Source organism: Kitasatospora sp. NPDC048540 (genome assembly GCF_040651175.1).
Lineage (GTDB): Bacteria > Actinomycetota > Actinomycetes > Streptomycetales > Streptomycetaceae > Kitasatospora.
Genome location: NZ_JBEZIR010000093.1, coordinates 25,271 through 34,951, shown reverse-complemented (window position 1 = coordinate 34,951; position 9,681 = coordinate 25,271). Strand labels below are relative to the sequence as shown.

Annotated in this window: 9 protein-coding genes; 2 read left to right on the top strand and 7 right to left on the bottom strand. The window is 72.6% G+C overall.

What is annotated here, in order from left to right; all coding sequences use genetic code 11:
• Positions 1 to 156 precede the first annotated feature (156 nt).
• The 4 genes from AB0D08_RS29065 to AB0D08_RS29050 all read right to left on the bottom strand — a co-directional run bounded on the left by AB0D08_RS29065 (position 157) and on the right by AB0D08_RS29050 (position 4,799).
• Positions 157 to 1,284, bottom strand: a complete 1,128-nt coding sequence (locus AB0D08_RS29065) for a GuaB3 family IMP dehydrogenase-related protein (protein ID WP_033817680.1) — start codon at positions 1,282 to 1,284, stop codon at positions 157 to 159.
• A 158-nt stretch (positions 1,285 to 1,442) separates the two neighbouring features.
• Positions 1,443 to 2,945: an IMP dehydrogenase gene (gene guaB / locus AB0D08_RS29060; RefSeq protein ID WP_033817679.1), complete on the bottom strand. Its 1,503-nt coding sequence runs from the start codon at positions 2,943 to 2,945 to the stop codon at positions 1,443 to 1,445.
• Positions 2,946 to 3,223: 278 nt separating this feature from the next.
• The gene (shbA, locus tag AB0D08_RS29055) at positions 3,224 to 3,934 is read right to left on the bottom strand and encodes an RNA polymerase sigma factor ShbA (protein WP_082526138.1); all 711 of its coding nucleotides are present in this window, start codon (positions 3,932 to 3,934) and stop codon (positions 3,224 to 3,226) included.
• A gap of 253 nt (positions 3,935 to 4,187) precedes the next feature.
• Positions 4,188 to 4,799, bottom strand: a complete 612-nt coding sequence (locus AB0D08_RS29050; protein ID WP_014136228.1) for a response regulator transcription factor — start codon at positions 4,797 to 4,799, stop codon at positions 4,188 to 4,190.
• A gap of 527 nt (positions 4,800 to 5,326) precedes the next feature.
• On the opposite strand from AB0D08_RS29050, the gene AB0D08_RS29045 reads away from it, so the two are divergent.
• Positions 5,327 to 5,653: a WhiB family transcriptional regulator gene (locus AB0D08_RS29045; RefSeq protein ID WP_033817678.1), complete on the top strand. Its 327-nt coding sequence runs from the start codon at positions 5,327 to 5,329 to the stop codon at positions 5,651 to 5,653.
• Between the two features lie 73 nt (positions 5,654 to 5,726).
• Here the strand turns inward: AB0D08_RS29045 and AB0D08_RS29040 are convergent, their stop codons facing one another.
• From AB0D08_RS29040 to groES, 3 genes are all read right to left on the bottom strand, one after another.
• A complete protein-coding gene (locus AB0D08_RS29040; protein WP_033817677.1) occupies positions 5,727 to 6,728 on the bottom strand; it encodes a LysR family transcriptional regulator in 1,002 nt (333 codons plus the stop codon).
• A 171-nt stretch (positions 6,729 to 6,899) separates the two neighbouring features.
• Complete coding sequence (gene groL, locus AB0D08_RS29035; protein ID WP_033817676.1) at positions 6,900 to 8,534, bottom strand: chaperonin GroEL; 1,635 nt, start codon at positions 8,532 to 8,534, stop codon at positions 6,900 to 6,902.
• A 100-nt stretch (positions 8,535 to 8,634) separates the two neighbouring features.
• Positions 8,635 to 8,940 (bottom strand): co-chaperone GroES, encoded by a 306-nt coding sequence (groES, locus tag AB0D08_RS29030; RefSeq protein WP_014136232.1) that lies wholly within the window; start codon positions 8,938 to 8,940, stop codon positions 8,635 to 8,637.
• 250 nt (positions 8,941 to 9,190) lie between these two features.
• On the opposite strand from groES, the gene AB0D08_RS29025 reads away from it, so the two are divergent.
• Positions 9,191 to 9,640, top strand: a complete 450-nt coding sequence (locus tag AB0D08_RS29025; RefSeq protein ID WP_359892998.1) for a hypothetical protein — start codon at positions 9,191 to 9,193, stop codon at positions 9,638 to 9,640.
• Positions 9,641 to 9,681 lie beyond the last annotated feature (41 nt).

The window sequence follows — 9,681 nt, the reverse complement described above, 5'->3', positions numbered from 1 at the left end:
TAACTCGCTCCGCGAAACCCCCCGGTCCGGCGCCCCCCCCCCCACACACCCGCCCCGTGCACCCCACCTCCCCCCCCCCCGCGGGCCGGCGCCCCCCCCCCCCGGGGCCCCCCCCCGAGGGGGGGGGGCCCCGGGAGGACGGGCACGGACGGACCGTCAGCCGTGGTGCAGCGCGGGGTTGACGGTGACCTCGACCCGCTGGAACTCCTTGAGCTCCGAGTAGCCGGTGGTGGCCATGGCCCGGCGCAGCGCACCGAACAGGTTCATGGTGCCGTCCGGCGTGTGCGAGGGACCGGTCAGGATCTCCTCGGTGGTGCCGACGGTGCCGAGGTCGACCCGCTTGCCGCGCGGCAGCTCCTCGTGGACGGCCTCCATGCCCCAGTGGAAGCCCTTGCCGGGCGCGTCGGTGGCCCGGGCCAGCGCGGCACCGATCATCACCGCGTCGGCGCCGCAGGCGACCGCCTTGGCCAGGTCGCCGCTGTAGCCGACGCCGCCGTCCGCGATCACGTGCACGTACCGGCCGCCGGACTCGTCCATGTAGTCCCGGCGGGCCGCGGCCACGTCCGCGACGGCCGTGGCCATCGGGACCTGGATGCCGAGCACGGTGCGGGTGGTGTGCGCGGCGCCGCCGCCGAAGCCGACCAGCACGCCCGCCGCACCGCTGCGCATCAGGTGCAGGGCCGCGGTGTAGGTGGCGCAGCCGCCGACGATCACCGGGACGTCCAGCTCGTAGATGAACTGCTTGAGGTTGAGCGGCTCGGCCGCGCCGGAGACGTGCTCGGCGGAGACCGTGGTGCCGCGGATCACGAAGACGTCCACGCCCGCGTCGACCACGGCCTTGGAGAACTCGGCGGTGCGCTGCGGGGAGAGCGCGGCGGCGGTCACCACACCCGAGTCCCGGACCTCCTTGATCCGCTGCTTGATCAGCTCGGCCTTGATCGGCTCGGCGTAGATCTCCTGCAGGCGGCGGGTGGCGGCGGCCTCCTCGGTGATCGAGGCGATCTCGTCCAGCAGCGGCTGCGGGTCCTCGTAGCGGGTCCACAGGCCCTCGAGGTTCAGCACGCCGAGTCCGCCGAGCTTGCCGATGGCGATCGCCTGGGCCGGGGAGACCACGGAGTCCATCGGGGCCGCCAGGAAGGGCAGCTCGAAGCGGTAGGCGTCGATCTGCCAGGCGATCGAGACCTCCTTCGGGTCACGCGTACGACGGCTGGGGACGACCGCGATGTCGTCGAAGGCGTACGCCCGGCGGCCGCGCTTGCCACGCCCGATCTCGATCTCAGTCACTTCGAGCCCTTCTGCTGCTTGCATCTGCCTGCCGGGTCACCCCGGCCGCCCCCAGTATCCCGTACCGGCCCGCCACCACGTGGCACCCGGCCGGGGAGCGGACACGGCGCGGGGCCCGCCACCGCTCGCGCGGCGACGGGCCCCGGGGGCCGTACGGGTCAGCGGCTGGTGTAGTTCGGGGCCTCGACGGTCATCTGGATGTCGTGCGGGTGGCTCTCCTTGAGGCCCGCCGAGGTGATCCGGACGAACCGGCCCTTGCTCTCCATCTCGGCGACGGTGGCGGCGCCGACGTAGCCCATGGTCTGGCGCAGGCCGCCGACCAGCTGGAACAGCACCGCGGAGAGCGGGCCGCGGTAGGGCACCTGGCCCTCGATGCCCTCGGCGATCAGCTTCTCGTCCGAGGTGACCTCGCCCTGGAAGTAGCGGTCCTTGGAGAAGGACTTCGCCTGCCCGCGGGTCTGCATCGCGCCGAGCGAGCCCATGCCGCGGTAGGACTTGAACTGCTTGCCGTTGATGAACAGCAGCTCGCCCGGCGACTCCTCGCAGCCGGCCAGCAGCGAGCCGAGCATCACGGTGTCGGCGCCGGCGGCGAGCGCCTTGCCGATGTCGCCGGAGTACTGCAGGCCGCCGTCGCCGATCACCGGCACGCCGGCCGCCCGGCAGGCGAGCGCGGCCTCGTAGATCGCGGTGACCTGCGGGACGCCGATGCCGGCGACCACGCGGGTGGTGCAGATGGAGCCGGGGCCGACGCCGACCTTGACGCCGTCCACGCCGGCGTCGATCAGCGCCTGGGCGCCGTCCCGGGTGGCCACGTTGCCGCCGACCACGTCGACCGCGACGGCGGACTTGATCTTCTCGATCCAGGCCAGCGCGTTGTGGCTGTGGCCGTGCGAGGTGTCCACCACCAGGAAGTCGACGCCCGCGCCGACCAGCGCCTGGGCGCGGTCGAAGGCCTCGGCGCTGGCGCCGACGGCCGCGCCGACCAGCAGCCGGCCCTCGGCGTCCTTGGCGGCGTTCGGGTACTTCTCCGCCTTGACGAAGTCCTTGACCGTGATCAGGCCCTTGATCCGGCCCTCGTCGTCGACCAGCGGCAGCTTCTCGATCTTGTGGCGGCGCAGCAGCGCCATCGCGTCCTCGCCGGAGATGCCGACCTTGCCGGTGATCAGCGGCATCGGGGTCATGATCTCGCGGACCTTGCGGTGCCGGTCCGACTCGAAGGCCATGTCGCGGTTGGTCACGATGCCGAGCAGCTTGCCGTCCGGGTCCGCGATCGGCACCCCGCTGATCCGGAACTTGGCACAGAGCGCGTCGGCCTCGGCCAGCGTGGTCTCCGGGCCGACCGTGATCGGGTCGGTGACCATGCCCGACTCGGAGCGCTTGACCAGGTCGACCTGGTTGACCTGGTCCTCGACCGAGAGGTTGCGGTGCAGGACGCCGACGCCGCCCTGGCGGGCCATCGCGATGGCCATCCGGGCCTCGGTGACCTTGTCCATCGCGGCCGACAGCAGCGGGATGTTCACCCGGACGTTCCGGGAGACCCGGGACGAGGTGTCGACCTGGTTCGGCAGCACCTCGGAGGCCCCGGGAAGCAGCAGGACGTCGTCGTACGTGAGCCCGAGCATCGCGAACTTCTCGGGTACGCCTGCGGCGTTGTAAGACATCTAAGGGACCTTCCGTGGCGTGGCCGTCGATCTCGGGCACGACCGGCGAGGGTTACCGGCCGGGTGGCTCTCTCAGCTGGGCGGACGGCCGCGGTACGGCCACGTCCCACCCGCGCGCACCGGCACAGGGCTTGGCCACCAAGACGACGGACGGCTGGAGGAACCTCCAAGGGAACCCCGTGCGCGCCCACGGAACTTTGGCAACCTGACCAGGTGCCGATACCCCATGGTACTGGTGTCGCGAGGTATGACCTCGCGCCCCCTTGACAACACCGGAGTCAGGACGACTCTTCCGCCAGCGCCCGCAGCCGGCTGAGCGCCCGGTGCTGGGCGACCCGGACCGCGCCCGGCGACATGCCCAGCACCTCGCCGGTCTCCTCGGCCGACAGCCCGGCGGCCACCCGCAGCAGCACCAGTTCGCGCTGGCGGGCCGGCAGGTTGGAGAGCAGCTCGCGGATCCAGGCGGCGTCACTGCTCAGCAGCGCGCGCTCCTCCGGGCCGAGCGACTCGTCCGGGGTCTCGGGCAGGTCGTCCTGCGGGATCACGGTGGAGCCCGGGCCGCGCATGGCGGCCCGCTGCAGATCGGCGATCTTGTGCGCGGCGATCCCGTAGACGAAGGCCTCGAACGGGCGGCCGGTGTCGCGGTAGCGCGGGAGCGCGCAGAGCACCGCCACGCAGACCTCCTGGGCCACGTCGTCCACGTGGTGGCGGGCGTTGCCCGGCAGCCGCACCAGCCGGGCGCGGCAGTAGCGCAGCGCCAGCGGGTGGACGTAGGCCAGCAGCGCGTCGATCGCCGGACCCTCGCCGCGGACCGCGGCGGCCACCAGCGAGGCCACCACCGGGGAGGTGCCGCCGCCCAGTACCGGCGGCCTGACCTCGGACGTTTCGGCGTACGACGATTCGCCGCCCTGACCGTCGGGGACGGCCTCGTCGGCCTGGGCCGGCTCGGGCTGGGCCTCGCCCGGAGCGGCGGCCTCGTCGTCACGCATCGGTCCATGGTGCCTGGTCGGAGCGGAAAACGCGGCACCGCGTCCGGACTTGTGCATCGGAACGTTATGCGTCGCCACTGTGCGCACCGTGCCGCCTCCCGCCCCACTGGCTGCCGCGGGCTGCGGCAACTCTCGTTTCCGCAGCACCTGTCCGCTGGTCCCCGAGGTGCTCCACTCCTCCATGGTGCAGCCTCGGGACCACAACGTCACACGTCCGTGCGGTTGCCGTGTCGGATACCCCGCCGGACGGGTCTCAGCGGACCAGGCCCCAGCGGAAGCCGAGGGCCACCGCGTGCGCCCGGTCCGAGGCGCCCAGCTTCTTGAACAGCCGGCGGGCGTGCGTCTTCACCGTGTCCTCGGACAGGAACAGCTCGCGGCCGATCTCCGCGTTGCTGCGGCCGTGGCTCATCCCCTCCAGCACCTGGATCTCACGCGCCGTCAGCGTCGGCGCCGCGCCCATGTCGGGGCTGCGCAGCCGCCTGGGGGCGAGCCGCCAGGTCGGGTCGGCGAGCGCCTGGGTGACGGTGGCCCGCAGCTCGGCGCGCGAGGCGTCCTTGTGCAGGTAGCCGCGGGCGCCGGCGGCCACCGCGAGGGCGACGCCGTCCAGGTCCTCCGCGACGGTCAGCATGATGATGCGCGCGCCCGGGTCGGCCGACAGCAGCCGCCGGACCGTCTCGACCCCGCCGAGGCCGGGCATCCGGACGTCCATCAGGACGAGGTCGGAACGGTCGGCCACCCAGCGGCGGAGGACCTCCTCGCCGTTCGTCGCAGTGGTCACCCGGTCGACACCGGGCACGGTCGCGACCGCCCGGCGAAGCGCCTCCCGGGCGAGCGGGGAATCGTCGCAGACGAGTACGGATGTCATGACCGTCCTCCGCAGCAGATCCGCGTCACGTTGAGCCTCCTGGCTGGTACGAACACTCTCCGACACGGCCGTTCGGCGACGGACCTCGTACCGATCGCCGGGTGTCCCCGCGATCGTTCCCGACGTCCTGCGCCCGCCAACCGCCTCCGCACATCCAACGACCGTCACTCGAATGAGTTACGGCTTTCGGGGCCATCTCCACCACTGTACGTGGCCGGACCGTTACCGATCACCCACCTCGCGGTGCACACGCCGCACTTTTGTGCTGATCGTGCGCGTCGCACGCGCCACGCGCGCCACGGAGCGGAGGACGGCGCACCGGGGGCCACCCGCTTGCCAGATCACGACCACTCAAACGTCCTGCCCCTTTTGCCCGTTTTTATAGCCTATGGAGGGTCATTGACTGTTGTGCCCGACTGTGGATGACTTGTTCACGTAGGTGTCGTAAGTCATATTTCCAGGTGTCCGTACCGGCCGATCGCCGCCTCGCCGAGCCGAGGGGTCCCGAGCCTTGAAGGGAATGAGCCATGGCAGATTTCTCCCGCCTCCCCGGCCCGAACGCAGACCTCTGGGACTGGCAGCTCTCCGCCGCCTGCCGCGGCGTCGACAGCTCGCTCTTCTTCCACCCCGAGGGCGAGCGCGGGGCGGCCCGCAGCTCACGGGAGGCCAGCGCCAAGGAGGTCTGCATGCGCTGCCCGGTACGGGCCCAGTGCGCCGCCCACGCCCTGGCCGTCCGCGAGCCCTACGGCGTCTGGGGCGGTCTGACCGAGGACGAGCGCGAGGAGCTGCTCGGCCGGGCGCGGCACCGGCTGGCCGAGGTCCAGCTGACCCGTCCGGCGGGGCTGCGGCACTGACCCACCGTCGCCGGACCGGATAGAGAAACGTTTCTGCACACGCCGGAGGGCGGCCCGGGCCCGCCGGCGCGGCTCAGCGCGCGGCGGCGGCGTCCGTGAGCCGGTCCAGCATCCGGGCGACCGCCGGCACCTCGGCCAGGTCCGGCAGGGTCAGCGCCACCACCTCGCGCACCGCCGGGCCGCCCGCGACCGCCGACACCGGCACCAGCGCCACCCCGTGGTGGCGCACCGGGTCCAGGGCCAGCCGGGGCAGCACCGCCACCCCGAGCCCCGCCGCCACCAGGCCGACCACCGCGGGGTAGTCGTCGGTGGCGAAGTCGATCCGCGGCGCGAACCCGGCGGCCTCGCACAGCTCCACCAGGTGCCCCCGGCACTGCGGACAGCCGGCGATCCACTGCTCCTGCGAGAGCTGCGCCAGCTCCACCGGGCGGTCGGCGCCCGCCCCGGCCAGCGGATGGCCGGCCGGGACCACCCCGACCAGCGGGTCGTCCAGCAGCGGGCGCACCACCAGGTCCGACCAGTCCGTCGCGGCGGCCGCGGCCGCCGCCTCCAGGGTCGCCTCGGCGCGGGCCTCGCGGGCGGTGGCGTGCGGCGAGGCCGACGGGAGGCCGCCCTGCGAGTGCGGGTGGCGGAAGGCCAGCGCGACCTCGCACTCGCCGGCCCGCAGCATCGCCAGCGCCTCCGGCGGCTCGGCCTCCACCAGCGACACGCGGACCCCCGGATGGTCCGCACGCAACCGGGCGACCGCGGGCGGCACCAGGGTGGAACTCGCGGTCGGGAACGACACCAGCCTGACCCGTCCGGCCCGCAGTCCGGCGATGGCGGCGAGTTCCTCCTCGGCGGCGGACAGCCCGGCCAGGATGCCGTTGGCGTGCTTCACCAGCGCCCGGCCGGCCTCGCTCAGCTGCATGCCGCGCCCGGAGCGGACCACCAGCGGGGTGGCCACCGCCTTCTCCAGCGCCTTCATCTGCTGGCTCACGGCCGGCTGGGTGCAGCCCAGCTCGCGCGCGGCGGCGGAGAAGGAACCGGTCCGGGCGACGGCGCGCAGGACACGGAGGTGGCGGGCTTCGATCATGCCTCAGTTATAAGGCAGCCTTTGGCGTTCGCAAAACCTGGCTGATGAATTCGAGCCCCGCGGGGGCTCCGCCGCCCCCGAGGGTATCCGGCGCCGCGGCAGGGTGCGGACATGCCGGAGGCCCGGCCGCGCCGAAGGGCGCGACCGGGCCTCGGGGCCTGCTGACCGGGGTCAGTGGGAGTGGCCGTGACCGCCGTGCGAGTGGCCGTGGCCGTTGCCCTCGTCCTCTTCCTTCTTCTCCACCACGAGGGTCTCGGTGGTGAGCAGCAGGGAGGCGATGGAGGCGGCGTTCTCCAGGGCGGAGCGGGTGACCTTGACCGGGTCGATGACGCCGGCCTTGACCAGGTCGCCGTACTCGCCGGTGGCGGCGTTGTAGCCGAAGCCCGCCTCCAGGTCGGCGACCTTGGAGGTGATGACGTAGCCCTCGAGGCCGGCGTTCTGGGCGATCCAGCGCAGCGGCTCGGCGAGCGCCTTGCGGACGACCGCGACACCGGTCGCCTCGTCGCCCGACAGGCCCAGGCCGCCGTCCAGCACCTTGGCGGCGTGCACCAGGGAGGCGCCGCCGCCGGCGACGATGCCCTCCTCGACGGCGGCGCGGGTGGCGGAGATGGCGTCCTCGAGGCGGTGCTTGCGCTCCTTGAGCTCCACCTCGGTGGCGGCGCCGACCTTGATGACGCAGACGCCGCCGGCCAGCTTGGCCAGGCGCTCCTGCAGCTTCTCGCGGTCCCAGTCGGAGTCGCTGGCGGCGATCTCGGCCTTGATCTGGCCGACCCGGCCGGCCACGGCGTCGTGGTCACCGGCGCCGTCGACCAGGATGGTCTCGTCCTTGGTGACGGTGACGCGGCGGGCGGTGCCGAGCACCTCGAGGCCGACCTGGTCGAGCTTGAGGCCGACCTCCTCGGAGATCACGGTGCCGCCGGTGAGGACGGCGAGGTCGCCGAGGATCGCCTTGCGGCGGTCGCCGAAGCCCGGGGCCTTGACGGCGACGGCGTTGAAGGTGCCACGGATCTTGTTGACCACCAGGGTCGACAGCGCCTCGCCGTCGACGTCCTCGGCGATGATCAGCAGCGGCTTGGAGGCGCCGCCCTGGAGGATCTTCTCCAGCAGCGGGAGCAGCTCCTGGATGGAGGAGATCTTGCCCTGGTTGATCAGGATGTACGGGTCGTCGAGGATCGCCTCCTGGCGCTCCGCGTCGGTGACGAAGTACGGCGACAGGTAGCCCTTGTCGAACTGCATGCCCTCGGTGAACTCGAGCTCGACGCCGAAGGTGTTGGACTCCTCGACGGTGATCACACCGTCCTTGCCGACCTTGTCGATCGCCTCGGCGATCAGCTCGCCGACCTGGGTGTCCTGTGCGGAGAGGGAGGCGACGGCGGCGACGTCGTCCTTGCCCTCGATCTCACGGGCGATGGACAGCAGGTGCTCGGAGACGGCGGCGACGGCCTTGTCGATGCCCTTCTTGAGGGCGGCCGGGCCGGCGCCGGCGGCGACGTTGCGCAGGCCCTCGTTGACCAGGGCCTGGGCCAGCACGGTGGCGGTGGTGGTGCCGTCACCCGCGACGTCGTTGGTCTTGGTGGCGACCTCCTTGACCAGCTGCGCGCCGAGGTTCTCGTACGGGTCGTCGAGCTCGACCTCACGCGCGATGGTCACACCGTCGTTGGTGATGGTGGGGGCGCCGAACTTCTTGTCGATGACGACGTTGCGGCCCTTGGGGCCGATGGTCACCTTGACCGTGTCGGCCAGCTTGTTCACGCCGCGCTCCAGCGAGCGGCGGGCGTCCTCGTCGAACTGCAGGGTCTTCGCCATGATCCCGATTCCTCAGAAAGTGCCTGGTTTACGTGAGCCAACAACCGCGCCCCGGGCCCCTGTCACTTGAGGACACGGATCCGGGGCGGGCGGAGACGTCTTACTTCTCGATGATGGCGAGAACGTCGCGAGCCGAGAGGACCAGGTACTCCTCGCCCTGGTACTTCACCTCGGTGCCGCCGTACTTCGAGTAGAGCACGATGTCGCCCACGGCGACGTCGAGCGGAAGGCGCTGGCCGTCCTCGAAGCGGCCCGGGCCGACGGCCAGGACGACGCCCTCCTGGGGCTTCTCCTTGGCGGTGTCCGGGATAACCAGGCCGGAGGCCGTGGTGGTCTCGGCGTCGAGCGGCTGGACCACGATGCGGTCCTCGAGCGGCTTGATGGCAACCTTGCTGCTGGTGGTCACGTCCGAGCTCCCCTTCGGAGATTACGGGGTTGTCTAACAGGTAGGTGTCGCGGTGTCCGCAGGCCTGCCGTCGCGGGGGTCAGGCATGCTCCATCGCGTTAGCACTCACCCTGGGGAGAGTGCCAGGAATGACCATAGGCGCCGGTTAGCACTCAGTCAACCAGAGTGCCAATGGCGCGGCCGGTCGTTCGATCCGGGCCGAGTACCCGTACTCATGTGCGGCCCGGGCCGCGGCGGGCAGAATGCGGGGGTGCCCGCCGACTCGCAGACGCCACCACACCCCGGCCCAGGCCCGTCTGACGACGGGTCACCGAGACCGGGCGGCGCCCTCGCGCTCGGTCTGCTGGTGCTCGCGCTGGACGTCTGGCTGGCCGGCCTGGCCGTGCTGTTCCTGCTGCTCTCCGCGGTCAGCCACCCGTTCCCGTGGGTCGACTACCCTGCCGCCGGCGAGCCGGCCGGGCACCACCGGCGGGCGGTGCACACCCCGCTGACGGTCGCCGGGGCGAGCGCGGCGGCGCTCGCCCTCAGCGCGGTACTGCTGGCCCTGCGCCGCCACCGGGCCGCGGCCGCCGTCCAGACCGTCCTGCTGGCCGCGGTGCTGGCGGCGGCGCTGGCCCTCTGGGCGGCCCGGCCCGCGCCGCCGGCCGCCGGGCCCCCGCCGGCCCCGCACGCGCCCTGCCGGCCCGGCGCGGCCTGCTGAGGGCCGGGGCGCCGGGCGGCGGCCGGTGGCACCGCACCGGC

Excerpts from the sequence above, each read along its gene's own strand:
- guaB (WP_033817679.1), bottom strand. The coding sequence starts at position 2,945 with ATGTCTTACAACGCCGCAGGCGTACCCGAGAAGTTCGCGATGCTCGGG.
- shbA (WP_082526138.1), bottom strand. The coding sequence starts at position 3,934 with ATGCGTGACGACGAGGCCGCCGCTCCGGGCGAGGCCCAGCCCGAGCCG.
- AB0D08_RS29050 (WP_014136228.1), bottom strand. The coding sequence starts at position 4,799 with ATGACATCCGTACTCGTCTGCGACGATTCCCCGCTCGCCCGGGAGGCG.
- AB0D08_RS29045 (WP_033817678.1), top strand. The coding sequence starts at position 5,327 with ATGGCAGATTTCTCCCGCCTCCCCGGCCCGAACGCAGACCTCTGGGAC.
- AB0D08_RS29040 (WP_033817677.1), bottom strand. The coding sequence starts at position 6,728 with ATGATCGAAGCCCGCCACCTCCGTGTCCTGCGCGCCGTCGCCCGGACC.
- groL (WP_033817676.1), bottom strand. The coding sequence starts at position 8,534 with ATGGCGAAGACCCTGCAGTTCGACGAGGACGCCCGCCGCTCGCTGGAG.